This window comes from Hydrogenophaga sp., from assembly GCF_019264445.1.
GTDB lineage: Bacteria > Pseudomonadota > Gammaproteobacteria > Burkholderiales > Burkholderiaceae_C > Hydrogenophaga.
Genome location: NZ_JAHVAB010000084.1, coordinates 14,450 through 37,904, shown reverse-complemented (window position 1 = coordinate 37,904; position 23,455 = coordinate 14,450). Strand labels below are relative to the sequence as shown.

Annotated in this window: 20 protein-coding genes; 10 read left to right on the top strand and 10 right to left on the bottom strand. The window is 64.0% G+C overall.

The genetic code is table 11. The features are described 5' to 3' along the window. Positions 1 to 13: 13 nt before the first annotated feature. The 5 genes from leuA to KXJ60_RS19880 all read right to left on the bottom strand — a co-directional run bounded on the left by leuA (position 14) and on the right by KXJ60_RS19880 (position 6,416). Positions 14 to 1,702, bottom strand: a complete 1,689-nt coding sequence (gene leuA / locus KXJ60_RS19900) for a 2-isopropylmalate synthase (RefSeq protein WP_291131811.1) — start codon at positions 1,700 to 1,702, stop codon at positions 14 to 16. A gap of 196 nt (positions 1,703 to 1,898) precedes the next feature. Next, positions 1,899 to 2,708 (bottom strand): CDP-diacylglycerol--serine O-phosphatidyltransferase, encoded by an 810-nt coding sequence (gene pssA, locus KXJ60_RS19895; RefSeq protein ID WP_291131809.1) that lies wholly within the window; start codon positions 2,706 to 2,708, stop codon positions 1,899 to 1,901. 169 nt (positions 2,709 to 2,877) lie between these two features. Further along, complete coding sequence (ilvC, locus tag KXJ60_RS19890; RefSeq protein WP_291131808.1) at positions 2,878 to 3,894, bottom strand: ketol-acid reductoisomerase; 1,017 nt, start codon at positions 3,892 to 3,894, stop codon at positions 2,878 to 2,880. 142 nt (positions 3,895 to 4,036) lie between these two features. Continuing rightward, positions 4,037 to 4,528, bottom strand: coding sequence for an acetolactate synthase small subunit (gene ilvN, locus KXJ60_RS19885; protein WP_291131807.1), 492 nt, complete (start codon positions 4,526 to 4,528; stop codon positions 4,037 to 4,039). Between the two features lie 112 nt (positions 4,529 to 4,640). After that, the gene (locus tag KXJ60_RS19880; protein WP_291131806.1) at positions 4,641 to 6,416 is read right to left on the bottom strand and encodes an acetolactate synthase 3 catalytic subunit; all 1,776 of its coding nucleotides are present in this window, start codon (positions 6,414 to 6,416) and stop codon (positions 4,641 to 4,643) included. A 330-nt stretch (positions 6,417 to 6,746) separates the two neighbouring features. Here KXJ60_RS19880 and KXJ60_RS19875 point away from each other — a divergent pair, with 330 nt between their 5' ends. The 3 genes from KXJ60_RS19875 to KXJ60_RS19865 are packed head-to-tail and all read left to right on the top strand — an operon-like array spanning position 6,747 to position 8,260. Further along, the gene (locus KXJ60_RS19875; protein ID WP_291131962.1) at positions 6,747 to 7,259 is read left to right on the top strand and encodes an RDD family protein; all 513 of its coding nucleotides are present in this window, start codon (positions 6,747 to 6,749) and stop codon (positions 7,257 to 7,259) included. Further along, positions 7,256 to 7,654 carry a diacylglycerol kinase gene (locus tag KXJ60_RS19870; protein WP_291131805.1) on the top strand — a complete coding sequence of 133 codons (399 nt, stop codon included), beginning with the start codon at positions 7,256 to 7,258 and terminating at the stop codon, positions 7,652 to 7,654. Before KXJ60_RS19875 ends, KXJ60_RS19870 begins: the two co-directional genes overlap by 4 nt. An 18-nt stretch (positions 7,655 to 7,672) precedes the next feature. Next, complete coding sequence (locus KXJ60_RS19865; protein ID WP_291131804.1) at positions 7,673 to 8,260, top strand: TIGR00730 family Rossman fold protein; 588 nt, start codon at positions 7,673 to 7,675, stop codon at positions 8,258 to 8,260. Between the two features lie 18 nt (positions 8,261 to 8,278). Here KXJ60_RS19865 and KXJ60_RS19860 read toward each other — a convergent pair whose 3' ends face one another. After that, positions 8,279 to 8,617 carry a P-II family nitrogen regulator gene (locus tag KXJ60_RS19860; protein ID WP_291131803.1) on the bottom strand — a complete coding sequence of 113 codons (339 nt, stop codon included), beginning with the start codon at positions 8,615 to 8,617 and terminating at the stop codon, positions 8,279 to 8,281. Positions 8,618 to 8,715: 98 nt separating this feature from the next. Here KXJ60_RS19860 and KXJ60_RS19855 point away from each other — a divergent pair, with 98 nt between their 5' ends. Beyond that, positions 8,716 to 9,738 (top strand): asparaginase, encoded by a 1,023-nt coding sequence (locus KXJ60_RS19855; protein WP_291131802.1) that lies wholly within the window; start codon positions 8,716 to 8,718, stop codon positions 9,736 to 9,738. Here KXJ60_RS19855 and KXJ60_RS19850 read toward each other — a convergent pair. Continuing rightward, entirely contained in the window at positions 9,735 to 11,414 is a 1,680-nt protein-coding gene (locus KXJ60_RS19850) for an NAD+ synthase (RefSeq protein WP_291131801.1), read from the bottom strand. The genes KXJ60_RS19855 and KXJ60_RS19850 overlap by 4 nt on opposite strands. A 56-nt stretch (positions 11,415 to 11,470) precedes the next feature. Here KXJ60_RS19850 and KXJ60_RS19845 point away from each other — a divergent pair, with 56 nt between their 5' ends. Further along, positions 11,471 to 12,640, top strand: coding sequence for a GNAT family N-acetyltransferase (locus KXJ60_RS19845; RefSeq protein ID WP_291131800.1), 1,170 nt, complete (start codon positions 11,471 to 11,473; stop codon positions 12,638 to 12,640). 12 nt (positions 12,641 to 12,652) lie between these two features. On the opposite strand, the gene ppa is transcribed toward KXJ60_RS19845, so the two are convergent. Further along, positions 12,653 to 13,189 (bottom strand): inorganic diphosphatase, encoded by a 537-nt coding sequence (ppa, locus tag KXJ60_RS19840; protein ID WP_291131799.1) that lies wholly within the window; start codon positions 13,187 to 13,189, stop codon positions 12,653 to 12,655. Positions 13,190 to 13,492: 303 nt separating this feature from the next. Here ppa and KXJ60_RS19835 point away from each other — a divergent pair, with 303 nt between their 5' ends. Further along, on the top strand, positions 13,493 to 15,556 hold the full coding sequence (locus tag KXJ60_RS19835) for a sodium-translocating pyrophosphatase (RefSeq protein ID WP_291131797.1): 2,064 nt from the start codon (positions 13,493 to 13,495) through the stop codon (positions 15,554 to 15,556). A gap of 15 nt (positions 15,557 to 15,571) precedes the next feature. On the opposite strand, the gene KXJ60_RS19830 is transcribed toward KXJ60_RS19835, so the two are convergent. Beyond that, entirely contained in the window at positions 15,572 to 16,213 is a 642-nt protein-coding gene (locus KXJ60_RS19830) for a TetR/AcrR family transcriptional regulator (RefSeq protein WP_291131795.1), read from the bottom strand. A gap of 110 nt (positions 16,214 to 16,323) precedes the next feature. On the opposite strand from KXJ60_RS19830, the gene KXJ60_RS19825 reads away from it, so the two are divergent. The 4 genes from KXJ60_RS19825 (at position 16,324) to glp (ending at position 20,301) form a co-directional block, all read left to right on the top strand. Continuing rightward, entirely contained in the window at positions 16,324 to 17,154 is an 831-nt protein-coding gene (locus KXJ60_RS19825; RefSeq protein WP_291131793.1) for a metal-dependent hydrolase, read from the top strand. A 99-nt stretch (positions 17,155 to 17,253) separates the two neighbouring features. Further along, the gene (gene moaA, locus KXJ60_RS19820) at positions 17,254 to 18,369 is read left to right on the top strand and encodes a GTP 3',8-cyclase MoaA (protein WP_291131791.1); all 1,116 of its coding nucleotides are present in this window, start codon (positions 17,254 to 17,256) and stop codon (positions 18,367 to 18,369) included. Positions 18,370 to 18,379: 10 nt separating this feature from the next. Further along, positions 18,380 to 19,003 (top strand): molybdenum cofactor guanylyltransferase MobA, encoded by a 624-nt coding sequence (gene mobA / locus KXJ60_RS19815; RefSeq protein WP_291131789.1) that lies wholly within the window; start codon positions 18,380 to 18,382, stop codon positions 19,001 to 19,003. 20 nt (positions 19,004 to 19,023) lie between these two features. Beyond that, positions 19,024 to 20,301 (top strand): gephyrin-like molybdotransferase Glp, encoded by a 1,278-nt coding sequence (glp, locus tag KXJ60_RS19810; RefSeq protein ID WP_291131787.1) that lies wholly within the window; start codon positions 19,024 to 19,026, stop codon positions 20,299 to 20,301. A 67-nt stretch (positions 20,302 to 20,368) separates the two neighbouring features. Here the strand turns inward: glp and KXJ60_RS19805 are convergent, their stop codons facing one another. Then, positions 20,369 to 23,443: an efflux RND transporter permease subunit gene (locus KXJ60_RS19805; protein ID WP_291131785.1), complete on the bottom strand. Its 3,075-nt coding sequence runs from the start codon at positions 23,441 to 23,443 to the stop codon at positions 20,369 to 20,371. Positions 23,444 to 23,455: the final 12 nt, after the last annotated feature.

Genomic DNA, 23,455 nt, shown 5'->3' with positions numbered 1-23,455 from the left:
AAACTGGCTGGCCTCAGGCAGCCTGGACTTCAGATACAGGGGAACGAGCGGCCGAGGCGCGCTGCAAACCGGACACGATCGCTTTGAAGGATGCGGAAACGATGTTGGCATCCATGCCTACCCCAAAGCGCGCAGGCTTTCCGTCCACGCTGATTTCGACGTAAGCCGCGGCACGGGCCGTCGCACCCTCGCCTACAGCATGCTCGTGATAGTCCAGTACACGCAAATGGCAACCCAAGGCCGCGTTGAGCCCATTCACAAACGCATCGATGGGACCGTTGCCCACACCGTCCACGAACACCAGCTCACCTGCCATAGGCACACGCGTGGTGACGCGAACCTTCTGGTGCTGCGCATCTTGCATCACGGGTTGATCAAGGGCAAGCGCTTGAGTGAGACCATATTCGCGGTCAAAGATATGCCAAAGGTCAGGCGCTGACAGCTCTTTGCCATTGGCATCCATCACAGCCTGCACCAACTGGCTGAACTCGATCTGCAACCGACGTGGCAACTCCAGCCCATATTCGCTCTCCAGCAAATAGGCAATCCCGCCCTTCCCCGACTGGCTGTTGACTCGGATCACCGCCTCATAGCTGCGACCAAGATCTTTCGGATCGACAGGAAGGTAGGGAATGCTCCAGGCATCACCATCGCGTTGTGCCGCGAAGGCCTTGCGAATCGCATCCTGGTGAGACCCGGAGAACGAGGTGTACACCAGCTCGCCCACGTAGGGGTGACGACAGTGCACGGGCAACTGGTTGCACCGCTCGGCGATCCGCCTGACTTCATCGATGTCAGAGAAATCAAGCCCGGGTGAAACGCCCTGCGTGTAGAGATTCAGAGCCACATTGACGAGATCGAGGTTGCCTGTGCGCTCTCCACTGCCAAAAAGACAGCCCTCAAGGCGATCTGCTCCGGCCATCAGTGCAAACTCACCAGCGGCTGTGCCGGTTCCACGGTCGTTGTGCGGGTGAACGGACAGCACGATGGCCTCGCGACGCTCAAGGTGGCGATGCATCCACTCGATCATGTCGGCAAAGATGTTGGGCGTGCTGTGCTCCACCGTCGATGGCAGATTGATGATGCATTTGTGATCAACGCTGGGTTGCCACACCGCTGTAACTGCATCGACCACCCGTTTGGAGAACGCCAATTCGGTGCCCGAAAACATCTCGGGCGAGTACTGGAAGGTCCAGCGGGTATCCGGTTGCTTCGCCGCAAGCTCCTGGAACATGCGGGCATGTGTCGTTGCCAACTCCACGATCTGGTCTTCGTCCATCCCCAGCACCACGCGACGCATCACAGGCGCAACCGCGTTGTAGAGGTGCACGATGGCGCGTGGTGCGCCCCTTAAAGCATCAAAGGTTCGAACAATCAACGACTCGCGCGCTGGCGTCAGCACCTGGATCGTGACGTCATCAGGAATAAGGTCCTCGTCGATCAGGCGCCGCACGAAATCAAATTCGGTTTGAGAGGCCGAGGGAAACCCCACCTCGATCTCCTTGAAGCCGATGTTGACCAGCAGCTCGAACATCTGCATCTTTCGCTCGATGTCCATCGGTTCGATCAACGCCTGATTGCCATCGCGCAGGTCGGTGCTCAGCCAGACGGGTGGCTGGGTGATGACGGCATCAGGCCACTGGCGATCCTTGAGACCGATCGGCCGAAATGCGGGGTACTTCGTGGACGGCTGCTTCAACATGGTGCTCTTTCGATGTTACGGAAACCTGCAGCCCCAAAAAACAAACGGCCCGCTGCAGGTGCAAACGGGCCGTTTTGAATGGAATGCGCGCGCGCTACCAAGTGTGCCCGTGATGGACATCCAGTAGTAGGTCAAGCGCGAGGAAACTCATGCGCAAAATGTACCACAAGGAGCGGAGGCGAGATAAAGGATCGCCTCAATCGTGAAGCCCGCGCTCATCGGGTTCATCGGTTGAGGTGCTGATGACACTCGTCGGGCGCCCTTTTGCCTTGCGCCAAAAGTACACCGCATAACCCGACAGGCCGTACACGACAAAAAGTCCAAACAGCACCGTCGGCGGGTGAATGTTGATCACCGCAATGCCCAACGCCACAAGAACGATCGCCGCAAACGGCACGCTCTTTTTCAGGCTCAGATCCTTGAAGCTGTAGAAGGGGACGTTGGTCACCATCGTCAACCCCGTGTAGAGCGTGATCACGAACATGGCCCACGTGACATCCTGCGAAGGAATGGCCAGCTCGGTCATAAGCCATATGAAACCCGCAACGAGCGCAGCGGCAGCAGGCGACGGCAGCCCCTGAAAGTAGCGCTTGTCCACCACCGCAGTGTTCACGTTGAACCGAGCCAATCGCAGGGCCGCGCACGCGCAATACACAAATGCAGCGATCCAGCCCCAGCGACCGATGTCACGCAGAGTCCATTCGTACGCAATCAGCGCTGGCGCAGCACCGAAGGACACCATGTCTGAGAGCGAGTCCATCTGCTCACCAAACGCGCTCTGGGTATTGGTCAGTCGGGCCACACGACCATCCAGGCTATCGAGCACCATCGCCACAAAGATGCCGACTGTGGCGAGGTCGTAGCGGCCATTCATAGCCATCACAACGGCATAGAAGCCGCCAAAAAGGGCGGCCAGCGTGATCATGTTCGGCACCATGTAGATGCCTTTGGGTCGCCGAGGCCGCTCGTCACTCTGGGTCATCTGGGGGTCGGATCCGTCATGCATGGAGGAGTGTCTCTTCGCTTCTGTGTCGTAAGGTGGGCCAAGGCCCCGCTGCGACAGCCCATCTGCGCAGAAAGCCGCAGTGTAAGGCAGTGAACGGCCACGCCAAAAACAACAAAGGCCACCGAAGTGACCCTTGTCGATAGGCCGCGCGCCGCGCGGTCAGGCAAACTCAATTGCGCGTCTGGTCGACCAGCTTGTTCTTGGCAATCCAGGGCATCATCGCGCGCAACTGCGCACCCACGACCTCGATGCTGTGGTCTGCCGTGTTGCGGCGACGCGCCGTCATGCTCGGGTAGTTCAAGCGACCTTCCTGAATGAACATCTTGGCGTAGTCACCGTTCTGGATGCGCTTGAGCGCATTGCGCATCGCCACGCGCGACTGATCGTTGATGACTTCAGGACCAGTCACGTACTCGCCGAACTCCGCGTTGTTGGAGATCGAGTAGTTCATGTTGGCGATACCACCTTCGTAGATCAGGTCGACGATGAGCTTGAGCTCATGCAGACATTCGAAGTAAGCCATTTCAGGGGCGTAGCCTGCTTCGACGAGCGTTTCGTAGCCCATCTTGATCAGCTCGACAGCGCCACCGCACAGCACGGCCTGCTCGCCGAACAAGTCGGTCTCGGTTTCTTCCTTGAAGTTGGTCTCGATGATGCCGGCCTTGCCGCCACCGTTGGCCATGGCGTAGCTCAAGGCCAGATCGCGGGCCTTGCCCGACTTGTCCTGGTGCACCGCGATCAGGTGAGGCACCCCACCACCTTGGGTGTAGGTATTGCGAACGGTGTGACCGGGCGCCTTGGGAGCGACCATCCACACGTCCAGATCGGCGCGAGGCACGACCTGGTTGTAGTGCACGTTGAAGCCGTGAGCGAACGCGAGCGAAGCACCCTGCTTGATGTTCGGCTCGACGTTGTTTTTGTAGACCTCGGCAATCTGCTCGTCGGGCAACAGAATCATGACCACGTCAGCGGCCTTTACCGCATCGTTGACCTCCTGGACCGTCAAGCCGGCCTTGCCGACTTTGTCCCAGGACGCTCCGCCCTTGCGCAAACCGACGACCACCTTCACGCCGCTGTCATTCAGGTTTTGGGCGTGAGCGTGGCCCTGGCTTCCGTAGCCAATGATGGCCACGGTCTTGCCTTTGATGAGGGACAGGTCACAGTCTTTGTCGTAGAAAACTTTCATGCATTGCTCCAATAAGTTTGATGGGTTGTGCCGTTCTCATCGAGCCTGTCGAAGGGCTCTCGGTACCTCGGCCCGCAACGGATGCACACCGGGGCTTCGACAGGCTCAGCTCGAACGGGCGAAAGGCTGAGCCCCGAAAATTTCAAACGCGCAGGATTCTCTCACCTCGGCCAATGCCACTGGCGCCTGTGCGCACGGTCTCCAGGATGGCTGAACGATCAATCGCCTCCAGAAAAGCATCGTTCTTGCTCTGGTCACCCGTAAGTTCGATGGTGTAGCTCTTCTCTGTGACGTCGATGATGCGGCCACGGAAGATGTCGGCCATGCGCTTCATTTCCTCGCGCTCCTTGCCGACGGCCCGCACCTTGACCATCATGAGCTCGCGCTCCGTGTAGGCGCCTTCCGTGAGATCCACCACCTTGACCACCTCGATCAGGCGATTGAGATGCTTGGTGATCTGCTCGATGACGTCATCGGACCCGGTGGTCTGAATGGTCATGCGCGAGAGACTGGGGTCTTCGGTAGGAGCCACCGTGAGCGACTCGATGTTGTAGCCGCGGGCCGAGAACAGCCCCACCACACGGGACAAGGCGCCGGCTTCGTTTTCCAGCAGTACTGCAATGATGTGTTTCATATTCGATTCCTCTTTTCGCCGCCCTCCCTCGCGCACGGTAATGCGCGAGCTCGGCGGACAATAGATTCGTCTGAGGGATGAAGCGGCGAGGACCTCGCCGCTTCGTGAGAGGTCAGAGGTCTTCGGACCCGAGCAGCATCTCGGTGATGCCTTTGCCCGCCTGAACCATGGGGAACACGTTCTCGGTAGGGTCGGTGCGGAAGTCCATGAAGACCGTGCGGTCCTTGAGCTTGCGCGCCTCACGCAGCGCGGGCTCCACATCCTGGGGACGCTCGATCAGCATGCCGACATGCCCATAAGCCTCCGCAAGCTTGACGAAGTTGGGCAACGCGTCCATGTAGCTGTGGCTGTACCGACCTTCGTAGTCGATTTCCTGCCACTGCCGCACCATGCCGAGATACCGGTTGTTCAGGGCCACGACCTTGATCGGCGTGTTGTATTGCAGACAGGTCGACAGCTCCTGAATGCACATCTGCACCGAGCCCTCCCCGGTCACGCAGAAGACCTCGCTGTCAGGCTTTGCCAGCTTGATGCCCATCGCGTAAGGAATGCCCACACCCATGGTGCCAAGACCGCCCGAATTGATCCAGCGACGCGGTTCATCAAAACGGTAGTACTGCGCGGCCCACATCTGGTGTTGGCCTACGTCAGACGTGATGTAGGTATCCGCGTCTTTGGTCATGTTCCAAAGCGTTTCGACCACAAACTGCGGTTTGATCACGTCCGTGTTCGCACGGTCGTATTTCAGACAGTCTTTTGAGCGCCAGGCTTCGATGGTGGTCCACCAGTCGGCCAGCGACTTTTCATCGGGACGAACGGCGCTTTCGCGCACCATGCTGATGAGCTCCGTGAGCACGTCTTTCACGTCACCCACAATCGGCACGTCCACTTTGACCCGCTTGGAAATGCTCGACGGGTCGATGTCGATATGGATGATCTTGCGTTCGTTCTGAGCGAAGTGCTTGGGGTTGCCAATCACACGGTCGTCAAAGCGCGCTCCCACGGCCAGCAGCACATCGCAGTTCTGCATGGCATTGTTGGCTTCGATCGTCCCGTGCATGCCCAGCATGCCGAGGAACTTGCGATCGGAGGCGGGGTAGGCGCCCAAGCCCATGAGCGTGTTCGTCACCGGGTAGCCGAGCATGTCCACGAGGGTGCGCAGCTCGTTGGTCGCATTGCCCAGCAGCACACCGCCACCGGTGTAGATATAGGGCCGCTTGGCCGTCAGCAGCAATTGCAGCGCCTTGCGGATCTGTCCGCCATGCCCTTTACGCACGGGGTTGTAGGAGCGCATTTCCACAGACTCGGGGTACCCGCTGTAGGGCACCTTGTTGAAGGACACGTCTTTCGGGATGTCCACCACAACCGGGCCCGGCCGACCACTGCGGGCGATGTGAAATGCCTTCTTCATCACCATGGCCATGTCGCGCGCGTCCTTCACCAGGAAGTTGTGCTTGACGATGGGACGGGTGATACCGACGGTGTCGCACTCCTGGAAGGCGTCAAGGCCGATGGCCGCAGTGGGCACCTGACCGGTGACGATCACCATCGGGATGCTGTCCATGTAGGCCGTGGCAATGCCGGTGATGGCATTGGTCACGCCCGGGCCGGAGGTGACAAGCGCCACGCCCACGTCGCCCGTGGCGCGTGCGTAACCGTCCGCCGCATGAACGGCAGCCTGTTCGTGGCGCACCAGCACATGCTGGATGGTGTCTTGCTTGTAGAACGCGTCGTAGATGTGGAGCACGGCGCCGCCGGGATAGCCCCAGATGTACTTCACACCTTCGGCCTGGAGGGCCTTGATGAGGATTTCTGCGCCGCGGAGTTCTTGTGTGGCTGCGCCAGAGGCGGCAGCAGCCGAGGCCAGTTCGGCCTTGGTGATTTCCATGATGAACCTTTCGAGAATTTCTCTGACGAAAAACCTTGGGTGCCTCTTGACCAGCTCTTGTGAAGCGATTTCGAGACTTGAGACCAATGGCCATGAGCGGACACATACCCCGCCGGACCCTGATCCGTTTGCCTTGTTTTGAATTGCAGCGCGGATTATCGCACTGCAACACCGCTTTTCTGCGCGGCGGGATTCGGCTGCCGTCAAAAAGCCTGCATGCCGTGCCGCAATGAGACAATTCAACGCTCCATCTGCCGCCCCCTTTCACGCCGCATGCCCGCTGACATCCACACCTCTGCTTCACCCTCCACGAGCCCCGCCGTTGCGCTCATGGCACCTTCGCTGCGGCGTCGCATGGCTTGCTGGCTCTACGAGGGCATGCTGATGTTTGGCGTTGTGTTCATCGCCGGCTACCTCTTCTCAACCCTCACGCAGACCCGCCACGCCCTGGACAACCGACACGCGCAGCAGGCGTTCCTGTTCGTGGTCTTCGGCATTTATTTCGCATGGTTCTGGGCCAAAGGTCAGACACTGGCCATGAAAACCTGGCACATCCGCGTCGTGGATCGCACCGGCCACCCGCTGACGCAAGCCCGTGCCTTGCTCCGGTACCTGGTGGCGTGGCTTTGGTTGCTGCCGCCCTTGGCCGTGTCGGGCCTTGCAGGGCTGCCAGGCGGGGAGATGACGGTGCTGTTGTGCGGCTGGATTGTCATCTGGGCCCTGCTCTCGCGCTTCCATCCGCAGCGCCAGTTCCTCCATGACGCCATCGCCGGCACACGATTGATTCACGCGGCCCCGGCCGACAGCGTTCCACTCAAAAAACCGAACACTGCCCACCGATGAGCACGCAAGAGCAGCACGAACCGGTCGACGCCCAGAAGCGGCGCACAGGCCTGACACGGATGACACACGCATTCGGCTACTCGCTGGACGGACTGCGGGCCGGTTGGGGTGAAACCGCATTTCGCCAGGAAGCGCTGGCGGCCATGGTTCTGATCCCCGCTGCGTTCTGGATCGGGAACACATGGGTGGAAACCGCGTTGCTCGTGGCTTCGGTCGTGCTGGTGATGGTGGTCGAGTTGCTCAACACCGGGATTGAGACGGCCATTGACCGCATCGGCCCCGAATGGCACGACCTGTCCAAACGCGCCAAGGACATGGGCAGCGCCGCCGTGCTGTTGAGCCTGCTCGTTTGTGCAGGCGTATGGACGGCAGCCATCTGGGCGCACTGGGCCTGATTGAAAAGCAACACAGCAATGACCACACCCACGTTCTCTCTCTGCGTCTACTGTGGTTCACGCCCGGGCGCGCACCCCGCTTTCGCCGATGCGGCTCGCGCCGTGGGCCAATGGATCGGCAGCCGTGGCGGCCAGCTGGTGTACGGAGGCGGCCGCAACGGCCTGATGGGCATCGTGGCGGAAGCCACACTGCAAGCTGGCGGGCGCGTGATCGGGATCATTCCCAAGGCCCTGGTGGAAAAAGAATGGGCGCACCATGGCTGCACCGAATTGCATGTGGTGGACACCATGCACGAGCGCAAGCGCATGATGGCCGAGCGTGCCGACGCGTTCGTGGCCTTGCCTGGTGGCATCGGCACGTTTGAAGAGTTTTTCGAGGTGTGGACGTGGCGCCAGCTCGGATACCACGACAAGCCGGTGGGATTGCTCAACACCGCCGGCTACTACGATGGCCTCGAAGCCTTCCTGCGCACAGGCGTCGAGCAGCAGTTCATGAACCCCTGGCAGATGGAGCTCATCCGCGTGGGGCGGGATGCGTCAACGCTTTTGCCTGAGCTGGTACAGGCGGCGGGGCTCGCACCCGAGCCGCGCATCGAGGCAATCTGAGCGGCGCGCGGCGCTTTCTCAGACGGCGGTTTCGTCTTCTTCGCCGGTGCGAATACGAACCACACGCTCAACCGAGGTCACAAAGATCTTGCCGTCGCCGATCTTCCCGGTGCGCGCGGCGCGAATGATGGCGTCGACGCAGCGGTCCACGTCGGCGGTCTTCACCACCACTTCGACCTTGACCTTGGGCAGAAAATCCACCACGTACTCGGCACCGCGGTAAAGCTCGGTATGGCCCTTTTGCCGACCGAAGCCCTTGACCTCCGTCACCGTCAGACCGGTCACGCCTTGCTCAGCCAGTGCTTCGCGCACCTCTTCGAGCTTGAACGGTTTGATGACGGCGGTGATTTGCTTCATGTGGGTCTCCAGAGCTTTGCGAACAGGCGTATCGATTCATTATGCCCAAGCCTTTGATGGGCGTTCGTACACTGCAGGGTCAACCCCGCGAGTCCGCCATGCCCTCAGTCCCATTGCCCAACTATGTTCCGATCACCGCGACTTTTCGCGGTGGACACCCGGAGAATGTCCACCACGGATCCGTGGCTGTGGTGAGCGCGGGCGGGCAGCTGCTGGCCAGCGTGGGCGATGTGGAGACGCCTCTCTTCACGCGCTCCTCGCTCAAGCCCTTTCAGGCCATGCCATTGATCGCACACGCTGGCGATCGGTACCGCCTGGACGACGCCGACGTGGCCCTGCTCTGTGCCAGCCACAGTGGCGAGCCCATGCACGTCGAGCGCGTCGCCGCCTTGCTCCACAAGATCGGCGCTTCTGAATCCGCCCTGGCCTGCGGCACGCATGTGCCGTTCTTCTTTGGCGCCACGGGCACGTCGCCCGAACCCGATGCGCGATATTCAGCGCTGCACCACAACTGCTCCGGCAAGCACACGGGGATGCTGCTGCTGGCCCGTGCGCTGGACGCCAACGCGGTTGACTACCTCGATCTCCATCACCCGGTGCAGCAACAGATCGCCGCCAGCGTCAGCCACTTCTCGAGCGTGCCCGTTCCGCAGCTGGTGAGCGGCATCGACGGCTGCAGCGCGCCGAACTACGCGCTGCCCCTGAGGGCGCTGGCGCATGCTTTCGCGCGGCTGACGCAGGAGGTGCCCGATGCGGTCTATGGTCACGCGCCGCTGCGCATCGCCCGCGCGATGAGCCGGCATCCCGAGCTCGTCAGCGGTCAGCGCCGCAACGATCTGACACTCATGACGGCAGGGCGCGGGGACTGGGTGAGCAAAGTGGGCGCCGATGGCGTGCAGGTGCTCGCCAGCTTCAGCCGGGGCATCGGTATCGCCGCCAAGGTGAGCGACGGCCTGCTCGCGCCCTTGATGGTGGCGATGGTGTCCGTTCTGGAGCAACTCGGGTGGCTCGACGATGCCAGCCGAGAGGCGCTGGCCAGTCTGACGCCACCGCCTTTCAAAAACGCAGCGGGCAGAGAAGTGGGCGAGATGCGCGCGGTACTCTCGCTGCGGGCGGTTTAAGCCCGGTACTTGCTCGTGATCGGGTAGCGCCAGTCCTTGCCGAAGCTGCGGTGCGTGACGCGGATGCCCACCGGGGCCTGGCGGCGCTTGTATTCGTTGATGCGGATCAAACGCACCACCTTGTCCACGTCCGCCCGCGCAAAGCCCGCCGCCACGATGCTGTCCGGGCTCTGGTCGTTCTCCATGTAGCGTTCAATGATGGCATCCAGCACGTCGTACTCGGGCAGGCTGTCCTGGTCTTTCTGGTCGGGGCGCAGTTCGGCACTGGGTGGACGCGTGATGATGCGATCCGGGATCGGATTCGTGCCGGTGCCATATGGGTCGTGGGCGTTGCGCCAGCGGGCTAGCTTGAAAACCATGGTCTTGGCCACGTCTTTGATGACGGCGAACCCGCCCGCCATGTCGCCATAGAGGGTGCAGTAGCCGGTGGCCATCTCGCTCTTGTTGCCCGTGGTCAGGACGATGCTGCCGAACTTGTTGGACAGCGCCATCAGCAACGTGCCGCGGATGCGTGCCTGAAGATTCTCTTCCGCGGTGTCCTCCGGCAGGCCGGCGAACTCCTGTGCCAAGCTGGCTTTGAAGGCCTCGAACTGCGGTGCGATGGCGATCTCGTCGTAGCGCACACCCAAACGGGCGGCCATGTCGCGCGCGTCAATCCATGAGATGTCGGCGGTATAGGGTGACGGCATCATGACCGTGCGCACGCGGTCTGCGCCAAGCGCATCGACCGCGATCGCCAGCACCAGGGCCGAGTCGATGCCACCCGACAGCCCGAGGATCGCACCGGGGAAGCCGTTCTTCCCGAGGTAATCGCGCACGCCAAGCACCAGCGCGTGCCACAGGTCGGCCTCGGGGCTGTGGGCTCGATCGGTGGTGGCGGAAATGTCCCAGCCCGCACCTTGCCGCGTGAGGGCGATGTCAAACAGGGTTTCTTCAAAGCTCACCGCGCGCCCGGCCAACGCACCGTCCGCCCCCAGCACGAAGCTGCGCCCTTCGAACACGATCTCGTCTTGCCCCCCGACCAGATGCGCGTACACCAGGGGCAACCCCGTCGCGCGCGCGCGCTCGCGCATGGTCGCCTCGCGTTCTCCGCCCTTGCCCGCGTGGAAAGGTGACGCATTGATCACCGCCAGAAGCTCAGCGCCAGCGGCCTTGGCATCGGCGGCTGGTGCATCGAACCAGGCGTCTTCGCAGATGAGCACACCCACGCGCACACCGCCCACGTCGATCACACATGGCGCCTGCCCCGGTACGAAATAGCGGCGCTCGTCAAACACCTGGTAGTTGGGCAACTCGCGCTTGGCGTAGGTGTGCGTCACGCGGCCGTCGCTCAGCACGCTCGCAGCGTTGTAGAGATGCGCCACGGCCACGCTGCGCTCGCGCCGCTCGTCTGCACCACCCACGGCGCGGGCCGGATGTCCCACCACGATGTGCAGGCCTTTGAGGTGTGCCGTCTCATTAGCAACGCGTTTGAGGGCATCATCACAAGCGTCGATGAACGCGGGCCTGAGAAACAAATCTTCGGCCGCATAACCGCAGATCGCCAACTCGGGCGTGAGCAGCAACCGTGCACCGCGCTGGTAAGCCTGCGTGGCGGCGTCGACGATTTTCCGGGCATTGCCCACCATGTCGCCCACCACAAAATTGAGCTGGGCCACGCAAATGGAGAGAGTCATGGGGTGTGGAAACCTTGCTGGAAAGACCGCGAACACGCGGTGGGCGGGAGCCGTGCTTGGCTGAAAACGATTATGTCATCCGGGTTCTGGCGTCACCGCTGGACATTCCCGCGCAAGCCTGGAATTCCTTGCTGCTGCAGGAGCCGGACCCCAGCCCTTTCATGCGCCATGAGTACCTGTGCGCCATGCAGCAGAGTGGCAGCGCGCGCGCACAGACAGGCTGGCAGGCTCAATATGTGACGCTGTGGCGTGCCGGCGAGCTGCAGGCGGCTTGCCCGATGTACCTCAAGAGCCATTCTTACGGCGAGTACGTGTTCGACTGGGCATGGGCCAATGCCTATGCCCAGCACGGCCTGGACTACTACCCCAAGGCGCTCGTGGCCGTGCCGTTCACCCCTGTTCCCGGCGCGCGCCTGCTCGCGCGCGACGCTGCCTCCCGCACCGCGTTGGTCAGGGCATTGATCGAGCACGCCAGGACGGAGGACCTGTCCTCGTTGCATGTGCTGTTTGCGCAGCCACAGGACGTGGCGGCCTGCGAGGCAGCGGGCCTGATGCTGCGCCACACGGTCCAGTTTCACTGGACCAACGCCGACGGGCTCGGCTCGAGGTTCAACGATTTCGAGCACTTCCTCGCGAGCCTTCAACAGGACAAGCGCAAAAAGATCCGGCAGGAGCGCCGCAAGGTGCAGGAGGCCGGCGTGGTCTTCAGATGGTCACGCGGCCAGGACATCGCAGACACCGACTGGGACTTTTTCTACCGCTGCTACGAGCGCACGTACCTGGAACATGGCAACGCGCCGTACCTGAACCGCGACTTCTTCCGCCAGGTGGCTCAAAACATGCCGTCGCACTGGCTGCTGTTCGTTGCGGAGCGGGAACGACAACCCATCGCCTGCAGCCTGATCGGTATCGACGAGCAAGCGCGGGTCGCCTATGGCCGGTATTGGGGCGCGCTGGAGCGCGTGGACTGCCTGCACTTCGATGCGTGTTACTACCAGCCTCTGGCCTGGTGCATCGCCCACGGCTTTGACCGGTTCGAGGGCGGTGCCCAGGGCGAGCACAAGATGGCCCGGGCACTGCTGCCGGTCAAGACCACCAGCGCCCACTGGCTGGCGCATCCCTCCTTTGCGGAGGCGGTCGAGCGCTTTCTGGAGCGCGAAGGCCAGGGCATCGGGGAGTACCTCGATCACCTGGCCTTGAGGAATCCGCTCAAGGCAGCGCCTTGAGGAAACGGGCGATCAGCCCTGCTTCGCGTTGTAGTTCGCGATGCCGTCCAGAATTTCCTTGTGGGCGGCATCCTTGCCTTCCCAGCCCAGTACCTTCACCCACTTGCCGGGCTCCAGGTCTTTGTAGTGCTCGAAGAAGTGCTGAATGGTGTTCAGCCGCATTGGGTTGAGGTCTTCGGGCTTTTGCCACTGGGTGTAGATCGACAGGATCTTGTCGGTCGGTACGGCCAGCACCTTGCCGTCTTCGCCGGCTTCGTCCTGCATCTTCAAGATGCCGATGGCGCGGCAAGGCACGACCACACCGGGGATCAGCGGCACGGGCGTGATCACCAGCACGTCGACCGGGTCGCCGTCGCCGGAGATGGTGCGGGGCACGTACCCGTAGTTGGTGGGGTAGTGCATGGCCGTGCTCATGAAACGGTCCACAAAGATCGCGCCCGTGTCCTTGTCCACTTCGTACTTGATCGGGTCGGCGTTCATCGGGATTTCGATGATCACATTGAACGATTCCGGAACGTTTTTGCCAGGGGTGACGTTGTCAAGGGACATGTTGATGACGAAGGTTGGTTGAAAACGTGGGGTCGTCGGGGCAGAAGACTGCCGCGAGACGCAAGCGTGCGCCGCAGTGGATTGGCGCGCTTGGGATTTACCCTGATTTTACTGATTCCAAGCTGACTTCCCGGACCGCAAACGGTTGCCGAGCGCGGAATGCCGCTAAATTCACGGTGTTGGCCAATCGCCCTGTTTCAACGCTGTGCAACGCAGCGCAAACCGGCAGCGAGGAAGCAACGCAGCGGGGGCAGCCCCGGAGGCGTTGCCCCCTCCAAGTCGAAACAAGCAGGAGAACTTTTCATGGTTGGACAATCTGCGCTGATCTTTGCAGTGGTGTGTGGACTGGTGGCCGTCGTCTACGGCTTCTGGTCCCGCAGCTGGATTCTTTCTCAGGACGCGGGCAATGCCCGCATGCAGGAAATCGCCGGGGCCATACAGACAGGTGCGGCCGCTTACCTGGCCAGACAGTACAAAACCATCGGCATCGTCGGCGTGGTGCTGGCCATCCTCATCGGTGTCTTCCTGGATGGCCCGACCGCCATCGGGTTCGTGCTGGGGGCGGTGCTCTCGGGCGCATGCGGGTTCATCGGCATGAACATTTCGGTGAGGGCGAACGTGCGCACGGCGCAAGCGGCCACCCGTGGCATCGGCCCGGCGCTGGACGTCGCCTTTCGCGGCGGCGCCATCACCGGCATGCTGGTGGTGGGCCTGGGGCTGCTGGGCGTGGCCGGGTTCTTCTGGTTCCTGGTGGGCAATGGCAACCTCACGCCAGCCTCCAACCTCGCCAAGCTGCTCAACCCCTTGATCGGGTTTGCGTTTGGCTCATCGCTGATCTCCATCTTTGCCCGACTGGGCGGCGGTATCTTCACCAAGGGCGCCGATGTCGGCGCCGACCTGGTGGGCAAGGTCGAGGCGGGCATTCCGGAAGACGACCCGCGCAACCCGGCGGTGATCGCCGACAACGTGGGTGACAACGTGGGCGACTGCGCCGGCATGGCGGCCGACCTTTTCGAGACCTACGCGGTCACGCTGATTGCCACCATGGTGCTCGGCGCGCTCATGGTCACTGCCGCACCCACACAGGCCGTGCTGTATCCGTTGGTGCTCGGTGGCGTGTCCATCCTTGCGTCCATCGTGGGCTGCTTCTTCGTCAAGGCCAGTCCGGGCATGAAAAACGTGATGCCCGCGCTGTACAAGGGCCTGGCCATCGCGGGTGTGCTGTCGCTGATCGCGTTCTGGTTTGTCACCGCGTGGATCATTCCGGACAACGCCATCACCGCCACGGGGAGCCAGCTGCGTCTGTTTGGCGCATGCGCTGTCGGTCTGGTGCTGACCGCCGCGCTGGTGTGGATCACCGAGTTTTACACCGGCACCCAGTACTCACCGGTGAAGCACATTGCGCAGGCATCCACCACTGGCCACGGCACCAACATCATCGCGGGCCTTGGCGTGTCGATGCGCTCCACCGCCTGGCCTGTGCTGTTCGTCTGCGTGGGCATCGTCGCCTCTTACCAGCTGGCCGGCCTGTATGGCATCGCTGTTGCCGCCACCGCCATGCTCAGCATGGCCGGCATTGTGGTCGCGCTGGATGCGTATGGCCCCATCACCGACAACGCCGGCGGCATCGCCGAAATGGCCGAACTGCCCAGCAGCGTGCGCGACATCACCGATCCGCTCGACGCCGTGGGGAACACCACCAAGGCCGTGACCAAGGGCTACGCCATTGGCTCGGCAGGTCTGGCGGCCCTGGTGCTGTTTGCCGACTACACGCACAAGCTGGAGACCTATGGCCATCAAGTGCGCTTTGACCTGAGCGACCCGATGGTGATCATCGGGCTGTTCATCGGCGGCATGATTCCCTACTTGTTTGGCGCCATGGCCATGGAAGCGGTGGGCCGCGCTGCGGGTTCGGTGGTGGTGGAAGTGCGCCGCCAGTTCAAGGAAATCCCCGGCATCATGGAAGGCACGTCAAAGCCGGAGTACGGCCGCGCGGTGGACATGCTGACAACCGCCGCCATCAAGGAGATGGTGATCCCGTCGCTGCTGCCGGTGGTCGTGCCGATCCTGGTGGGCGTGTTCCTGGGTCCGAAGGCGCTGGGCGGGTTGCTGATGGGCACCATCGTCACGGGCCTTTTTGTGGCGATCTCCATGTGCACGGGCGGTGGCGCCTGGGACAACGCCAAGAAGTACATCGAAGACGGCCACCACGGTGGCAAAGGCAGCGAGGCCCACAAGGCCGCCGTGACTGGTGACACCGTGGGCGACCCCTACAAGGACACCGCCGGCCCCGCCGTGAACCCGCTGATCAAGATCATCAACATCGTGGCGCTGCTGATCGTGCCGCTGCTGCCGCTGGCGGCCTGATCCCCAAGCGCCCCGTCAATCGGCCCGCTTCGGCGGGCCTTTTTTCTGCGCGTTGGTGGCGGGGGCTGCCGGCGCTCCGGCCAGCAGGCGCACCACGGCACTGGCACTGGCTGTGAGCTCGCCGAGCTGTGCGGCCTCACCGCGCTCGATGGCAAGCAGCACCAGCTCCTGGATGCCCCCGACCGCCGCCACGGCCATGGTGGAGGTGAGCACCGTGCGCTGCGCATTGATGGTGCGCAACATGAAATCGGCGAGGTGCTGCATCACCTCGCGCCTCACCTGCGCTCCCGCAGGCCCGAGGTGGTGGATCTCGACGAACAGCATGCGCAGCAGCTGCGCTCCACCCGCCAGGTGCGCGAGGTACGCCCCCAGCGCATGCTCAACCTGGTCCTGCCACGGGCGATCGGACTGCACCGCATCACTCAGGGTGCGCAGCGCCGAGGCGCTTGCCGCGCGGTACAGCTCGAGAAAGCAGGCGTCCTTGTCGGCAAAGTGCTCATAGAAGGTGCGCTTGGAGACCCCCGCTTCGGCCACGATGGCGGCAATCGATGTGGCCGCGAAACCCTGAGACGCCGCGACGCTGGCCATGGCTTGCAGCAGGCGCGCGCGGTGCTCACTGGGGTCGGCGTCCGGGGCATGAGAGGTTTTCAGCGTCATGGCCGGGCATCTTAGGCCCTGCCCTGTGTGCTTGACAGACAGGCCGCAAGCCCGCACCATACGCGCCATGGTACCGAGCCGTACCAATCCACTTTACCAACACCCACACCATGACCGAACTCGTTGTCCGCCGCCTGCTGATCGATCTGGAACAACCCGTGGCGCGCCACTGGTGCGCGGGCGACGCGTTCCTCACCGCCTGGTTCAACGCCCTGTCGATGAGCTTTCCCGTCGGCGAGCAGTTCTTCATCGACTCGGTGCGCAACGGCTTGAAGGCCCTGCCACCGGAGCAACAGGCCCCATTGCACGCTGAGGTGCAGGGCTTCGTGGGCCAGGAAGCCACGCACCGCCGCATCCACGCGCTGTTCAACGCACAGATCGCCAAGCACGGTCTGGTGAACGACTGGGAACCGCGTGCCCGCGATCGCATGGCGCTGCTCGAAGGCACCGATCCGCGCCACAGCCTGGCCATCACGGCGGCCAACGAGCACTTCACCGCCTTGTTTGCCGAATGGCTGCTGGCGCACCCCCATGTGCTCGACGGCTGCGAGCCGCGCCTCAAGACCATGTGGCTGTGGCACAGCGCTGAGGAGGCCGAGCACAAGTGCACGGCGTTTGACCTGTACCAGGCCCTCGGGGGCAGCCATGCATGGCGCAAGACCTGGATGCGCCGCATCACGCTGGTGTTTCTCACCGACACGCTGCGCCAGACCGTGAACAACCTCCGGCGCGACGGCACACTCTGGCGCTGGAGCACCTGGCGCAGCGGTGTGCGCCACATGCTGGGTCGCGAAGGCTTGCTTCGCGTGACCTTCAAGCCCTGGCTGGCCTACTTTCGCGCCGACTTCCACCCCACCCAGCAAGAGAGCGAGCTCTCTGCACACTGGCTGCGCGACAACTCCGCCCAGTTCAAACGCGTGGGCCAGGCCGAACCGGCCTGAGTGTTCTGTGGGGCGCAGGCGCGGCAATGCCCTCATGCGCCGCGAGGTACCCCCGTGGGTGTCCGGGCCACACACCCACCGCTCGCCCATAATTGCCGGATGTCCGAACGCGTCATTCCCCTGATCGACCAGCGCCTGGTGTCCGTGGCGGCCCGCATCCCCCACGAGCTCACCGCACCCACCGGTCTGCTGGGCGATGCCCTGGGCCGCCCGCTGCGCGATTTGCGCATCAGCGTGACCGACCGCTGCAACTTCCGCTGCAGCTACTGCATGCCCAAGGACATCTTTGACAAGGACTACCCCTACCTGCCCCACAGCTCGCTGCTGACCTTCGAGGAAATCACGCGCGTGGCGCGCCAGTTTGTGGCGCATGGTGTGCAGAAGATCCGGCTCACCGGCGGTGAACCCCTGCTGCGCAAGAACCTCGAAATCCTCATTGAACAGCTCGCGGCGCTGCGCACGGTGGAGGGCCAGCCGCTGGACATCACGCTCACCACCAACGGCTCCTTGCTCACACGCAAGGCCCTGGCGCTCAAGGCCGCGGGCCTGCAGCGCGTCACGGTCAGCCTGGATGGGCTGGACGATGCCACCTTCCGCGCCATGAACGACGTGGATTTTCCGGTGGCCGACGTGCTCGATGGCATTGCCGCCGCACAGGCAGCAGGCCTCGGTCCGATCAAGGTCAACATGGTGGTGAAGCGCGGCACGAACGACCAGGAAATCCTGCCGATGGCGCGCCACTTCAAGGGCACGGGCATCGTGCTGCGCTTCATCGAATACATGGACGTGGGCGCCACCAATGGCTGGCGCATGGACGAGGTGCTGCCCAGCGCCGACGTGGTGCGCCGCATCCATGCCGAACTGCCGCTCGTGCAGCTGGACGCCTCAGCCCCCGGGGAAACCGCTGAACGCTGGGGCTATGCCGATGGCTCGGGCGAGATCGGCGTGATCAGCAGCGTGACGCAGGCCTTCTGCAGCGACTGCAACCGCGCCCGCCTCTCCACCGAAGGCCAGCTCTACCTCTGCCTGTTTGCCAGCCAGGGTCACGATTTGCGCCAACTCATCCGTGGCAACGCCACCGACGCCCAGCTGGCCAGCGCCATCGCCGCCATCTGGCAGGGCCGCAGCGACCGCTATTCCGAACTGCGCGCCAGCCTGCCGCCCGACGCCGGTGCGGGCACGCGGCGCGTCGAGATGAGCTACATCGGCGGCTGAGCGCACACACATGATCCAACCGCATCAAATCACGGGCCTCGTGCTCGCCGGTGGCCGGGGCACGCGCATGGGCGGTGTCGACAAGGGCCTGCAGAATTTCAACGGCACGCCGCTGGCGCTGCACGCCCTGCTGCGACTGCAGATGCAGCAAGGCGGTCTGGTGGGCGACCAGATGATCAACGCCAACCGCAACCTGGGTGCTTACGAAGCCTTTGGCATGCCGGTGTGGCCCGACACCCTGAACGATTTCGCGGGGCCGCTGGCCGGTTTCCTGACGGGCCTGGAGCGCTGCGAAACCCCCTACCTGCTCACCGTGCCCTGCGACACGCCACTCTTCCCGCTCGACCTGGCCGAGCGCCTGGCCCAGGCCTTTGAAGACGAGGGCACCGAAATCGCCATGGCCGCCGCCCGCGAAGAAGACGGCCAGCTGCGCCCGCAGCCCGTGTTCTGCCTGCTGCGCCTCGAACTGCTGGAGAGCCTGGTGGTCTTCACGCAGGCCGGGGGCCGCAAGATCGACCGCTGGACGGACCAGCACCGCACGGTGATCGTGCCGTTTGACCGGCCGGACGACGACCCCCAGGCCTTCTTCAACACCAACACGCTGGCCGAGCTGCACGCGCTGGAGCGGCGCTGAGCGCCCGGCCCTGTTTGCCCATGAAAACCATCGAGCAGATCGCGGCCGAATTGCAGGGCTACGACCCTCAGGCCATCAGCGCCGAACGCGTCAACGACTTTCTTGCGCGCCTGGTGGAACCCGTCGGCGAGACCGAAACGCGGCCCGTGTTCGACGCCCTGGGGCGGGTGCTCGCCGCAGACGTGGTCTCGCCCATCAGCGTGCCGCCACACGACAACTCGGCCATGGACGGCTTCGCCTTCGACAGCGCCGCCCTGCGCGCCAACGAACCGTTGAGCTTGCGCGTGGTGGGCACCGCATTTGCGGGCAAGGCCTGGGCGAGCCCGGTGGGCCCGGGCGAGTGCCTGAAGATCATGACCGGCGCCATCATGCCCGCCGGGCTGGACACCGTGGTGCCGCTGGAGTTCGTGAAGACCGAGGGCGATCACATCGTGGTGCCACACGGTGTGGTGAGCTCGGGCGACAACCGCCGCCTGCTGGGCGAAGACCTGATGGCCGGCCAGCCTGCGCTGGCCCGCGGCCAGACACTGGGCCCCGCCGCACTCGGCCTGATCGCCAGCCTCGGACTGCCCGGCGTGCAGGTGTTTCGGCGCATTCGCGTGGCGTATTTCTCCACCGGCGACGAGATCCTGAGCCTGGGCGAGGCCCCGCGCGAAGGCGCCGTGTACGACAGCAACCGCTACACCGTGTTCGGCCTGCTCACGCGCCTGGGAGTGGATGTGATCGACATGGGCGTGGTGCCCGACGAGCCCGCCCGGCTGGAGGCGGCTTTTCGCCAGGCCGCTGCGCAGGCCGACGCCATCATCACCAGCGGTGGCGTGAGCATGGGCGAGGCCGACCACACCAAGGCCATGATGAAGCAGCTGGGCGACGTGGCTTTCTGGCGCGTGGCCATGCGACCCGGGCGCCCCATGGCGGTCGGCCGCATCACCGAAGCGGGCAAGAGCGCCCTGCTCTTTGGCCTGCCCGGCAATCCCGTGGCGGTCATGGTGACCTTCCTCGCGTTCGTTCGCCCTGCCCTGCAGCGCCTCATGGGCGGCACCGCCCGCCCGCCCGTGCTGCTGCAGGCGCGCAGCGCCGAAGCCCTGCGCAAGAAGCCGGGCAGAACCGAGTACCAGCGCGGCATCGTGCAGCGCGAGCCCGATGGTTCGCTCTCGGTGCGCACCACCGGCAACCAGGGTTCGGGCGTGCTGCGTTCGATGGTGGAGGCCAACGGCCTGATCGTGCTGCACCACGGCCAGGGCAGCGTGGCGGTGGGTGACGCGGTGGACGTGATGATGTTCGACGGCGTGGTCTGACCCAGCGGCACACACCCAGAAAAAAGCCACGGCATGCCGTGGCTTTTTTGTGGCCGAGGTGCAGGCCCTACTTGGCGGCCGCCACATCGTGCACCGCTGGGGCAGGCTCTGGCTGGTGCGTCTTCATGCACGAGAGCAGCGTGTACATCGTGGGCACCACGAACAAGGTGAGCAGCGTGCCCAGGCTCATGCCGCCCACGATCACCCAGCCGATCTGCTGGCGGCTTTCCGCCCCGGCCCCCGACGCCAGCGCCAGCGGGATCGCGCCCAGCACCATGGCGCCGGTGGTCATGAGGATGGGGCGCAGCCGCAGCGCAGCGGCCTGCTGGGCGGCGGCCAGTTTGTCCATACCCTGCTCGCGCATCTGGTTGGCAAATTCCACGATCAGGATGCCGTGCTTCGTGATCAGCCCGACCAGCGTGATCAGCCCGATCTGGCTGAACACATTGAGCGTGCCCCCGGTGAACCTGAGCGCCAGCAAGGCGCCCAACATGGACAGCGGCACGCTGAGCATGATGATGAGCGGGTCGACAAAGCTCTCGAACTGCGCCGCCAGCACCAGGAAGATGAACAGCAGCGAGAGCACGAACACAATGGCCAGCGAACCCGACGAGCTGCGGAACTCGCGGCTCTGGCCGTTGAGGTCGGTCGTGTACCCCGGCGGCAGAATCTCGCGCGCCGTCTTGTCCAGAAACTGCAGCGCCTCGCCCAGCGCGTAGTCCGGCGCCAGGTTGGCGGTGATGGAGGCACTGCGGCGCTGGCCGAAGTGGTTGAGCTCGCGCGGCACCACCACCTCGCGCGTCTTGACCAGCGCGGCCAGCGGAATCATGGCGTCGCCACGTCCGCGCACGAAGAGGCGGTCGATGTCGTCGGGCGTGCTGCGGTTGACCGACACCGTCTGCACCACCACGTCGTACTGCTCGCCGTTGCGCTTGTAGCGCGTCACGGTGCGCCCGCCCAGCATGGTCTCCACCGTGCGGGCGATGGCGTCCACGTTCACGCCCATGTCGGCCGCGCGCTCGCGGTCCACGTCCATGCGGATCTCGGGTTTGTTCAGCCGCAGGTCGGTATCGACCTGCACGAACTTGGGGTTCTTCGCCAGCTCGTCCTGGAACTTGCGCACGGTGGCGGAGAGGTTTTCGTAGGAGTCCGAGGTCACGATCACGTAGTTGATCGGCCGCTCGCGAAAGCCTTGCCCCAGCGACGGTGGCGTGATCGCAAAGGCGCTGACGCCCGGCAGCGCCGCCATGCGGGGGCCGAGTTCGCGGGCGATTTCCTGCGTCGTGCGCGTGCGCTCTTCCCACGGTTTGGCCCGAAGAAACACACTGCCCTGCGCCACCGACGGGTTGCCCACGTTGCTGAAGATGGTGTTGAACTCGGGGTATTCCGCGCCCAGGCGTTCGATGGCGTCGGAGTAGCGGCGGGTGTAGCTGAGCGTGGCGCCGTCGGGCCCGTTGATGGACGCCAGGATGACCCCCCGGTCTTCGATGGGCGCGAGTTCCTGCCGCGTGTTTTGCAGCAGCAGCCAGCTGCCGGCCGCGCTGGCGACCATGACGGCCACCACCAGCCAGCGCACCCGCAGGGAAGCGGCCAGCACGCGGCTGTAGCCCCGCGTGATGCCGTTGAGCACACGCTCCATGCCGCGGTCAAAGCGCGAAGGCTTCGGGTTGTGCCGCAGCAGCTTGGAACACATCATGGGCGACAGCGTGAGCGCCACGAAGCCCGAGACCACCACCGCACCGGCCAGCGCCAGCGCGAACTCGGCAAACAGGCGCCCGGTGCGCCCGGGGGTGAACGCCAGTGGCGCGTACACGGCCGCCAGCGTGAGCGTCATGGCGACCACCGCAAAACCGATTTCGCGCGCACCCTTGATGGCGGCATCGAACGGTTTGAGGCCCTCTTCGATGTGGCGGTAGATGTTCTCCAGCACCACGATGGAATCGTCCACCACCAGCCCGATGGCCAACACCAGCGCCAGCAGCGTCAGCGTGTTGATCGAGAAACCAAACAGCGCCATGAGCGCGAAGGCGCCAATCAGGCTCACCGGGATGGTGACCAGCGGAATGATGGACGCGCGCAGCGTGCGCAGAAACACGAAGATCACCAGCGCGACCAGCACCACGGCTTCCGCGATCGTGGTGTACACGGCCTTGATGGAGCGGTCGATGAACACCGAGTTGTCGTTGGCCACCTCCAGCGTCACGCCGGGTGGCAGGTCACTGGTGATCTTGGGCAGCATGGCGCGCACGGCGGCAGACAGCTCCAGCGGGTTGGCCGTGGCCTGGCGGATCACGCCCAGCGCCACGCCTTCGCGGCCATTGAGGCGGATGAACGTGCGCTCATCCTGTGCCGCCTCGGCCACGCGGGCCACATCGCCCAGGCGGACCGTCTGCCCGTTCACGTTGCGCAGCGCAATGTCGGCGAACTGTGCCGGTGTGCGCAGGTCGGTCGCAGCGGTCACGTTGAACTCGCGCAGCGTGCTTTCGATGCGCCCGGCTGGCACCTCGAGGTTGGAGCGGCGCACCGCGTCTTCCACATCCTGCACGGTCAGGCGGTAGGCGGCCAGGCGGTCGGGATCGAGCCAGACGCGCATGGCGTACTTGCGTTCGCCGAACACGCGCACATCGGCGGCGCCCGGCGCGGTTTGCAGCTGCGGCTTGGCCAGCCGGTTGGCGAAATCGCTGAGTTGCAGCGCCGTGTGGGTCTCCGAGATCATGGCCAGGAACACCACCGGCTGCGCATCGGCCTCCACCTTGGCGATCACGGGCTCGTCAATCCCCTGCGGCAGCCGCTGGCGCACACGGCTGACCTTGTCGCGCACATCGGCAGCGGCGGAGTCGGGATCGCGCTCGAGCTTGAAGCGCACAGTGATCTGGCTCTGCTCCGCGCGGCTGATGGAGGTGATCACGTCCACCCCCTCGATGCCGGCCAGCGAGTCTTCGAGGATCTTCGTGACCTGGGACTCGATCACCTCGCTGGAGGCCCCGCCGAAGGTGGTGGTGACCGTGACGGTGGGCTCGTCGATCTTCGGGTACTCGCGCACCGTCAGGCCGTTGAACGACACCAGCCCGACCAGCAGGATCAGCAGCGACAGGACGGTGGCAAACACCGGACGGCGAATCGAGATTTCAGGCAATTGCATGGCGGGAACTCC

Coding starts and splice junctions, on each gene's coding strand:
- KXJ60_RS19850 (WP_291131801.1), bottom strand. CDS start 11,414: ATGACTCTCTCCATTTGCGTGGCCCAGCTCAATTTTGTGGTGGGCGAC.
- KXJ60_RS19880 (WP_291131806.1), bottom strand. CDS start 6,416: ATGGAAATCACCAAGGCCGAACTGGCCTCGGCTGCTGCCGCCTCTGGC.
- KXJ60_RS19830 (WP_291131795.1), bottom strand. CDS start 16,213: ATGACGCTGAAAACCTCTCATGCCCCGGACGCCGACCCCAGTGAGCAC.
- KXJ60_RS19875 (WP_291131962.1), top strand. CDS start 6,747: ATGGCACCTTCGCTGCGGCGTCGCATGGCTTGCTGGCTCTACGAGGGC.
- ilvN (WP_291131807.1), bottom strand. CDS start 4,528: ATGAAACACATCATTGCAGTACTGCTGGAAAACGAAGCCGGCGCCTTG.
- moaA (WP_291131791.1), top strand. CDS start 17,254: ATGTCCGAACGCGTCATTCCCCTGATCGACCAGCGCCTGGTGTCCGTG.
- KXJ60_RS19860 (WP_291131803.1), bottom strand. CDS start 8,617: ATGAAGCAAATCACCGCCGTCATCAAACCGTTCAAGCTCGAAGAGGTG.
- KXJ60_RS19825 (WP_291131793.1), top strand. CDS start 16,324: ATGACCGAACTCGTTGTCCGCCGCCTGCTGATCGATCTGGAACAACCC.
- ppa (WP_291131799.1), bottom strand. CDS start 13,189: ATGTCCCTTGACAACGTCACCCCTGGCAAAAACGTTCCGGAATCGTTC.
- ilvC (WP_291131808.1), bottom strand. CDS start 3,894: ATGAAAGTTTTCTACGACAAAGACTGTGACCTGTCCCTCATCAAAGGC.
- KXJ60_RS19835 (WP_291131797.1), top strand. CDS start 13,493: ATGGTTGGACAATCTGCGCTGATCTTTGCAGTGGTGTGTGGACTGGTG.
- KXJ60_RS19855 (WP_291131802.1), top strand. CDS start 8,716: ATGCCCTCAGTCCCATTGCCCAACTATGTTCCGATCACCGCGACTTTT.
- mobA (WP_291131789.1), top strand. CDS start 18,380: ATGATCCAACCGCATCAAATCACGGGCCTCGTGCTCGCCGGTGGCCGG.
- glp (WP_291131787.1), top strand. CDS start 19,024: ATGAAAACCATCGAGCAGATCGCGGCCGAATTGCAGGGCTACGACCCT.
- leuA (WP_291131811.1), bottom strand. CDS start 1,702: ATGTTGAAGCAGCCGTCCACGAAGTACCCCGCATTTCGGCCGATCGGT.
- KXJ60_RS19805 (WP_291131785.1), bottom strand. CDS start 23,443: ATGCAATTGCCTGAAATCTCGATTCGCCGTCCGGTGTTTGCCACCGTC.
- KXJ60_RS19870 (WP_291131805.1), top strand. CDS start 7,256: ATGAGCACGCAAGAGCAGCACGAACCGGTCGACGCCCAGAAGCGGCGC.
- pssA (WP_291131809.1), bottom strand. CDS start 2,708: ATGCATGACGGATCCGACCCCCAGATGACCCAGAGTGACGAGCGGCCT.
- KXJ60_RS19865 (WP_291131804.1), top strand. CDS start 7,673: ATGACCACACCCACGTTCTCTCTCTGCGTCTACTGTGGTTCACGCCCG.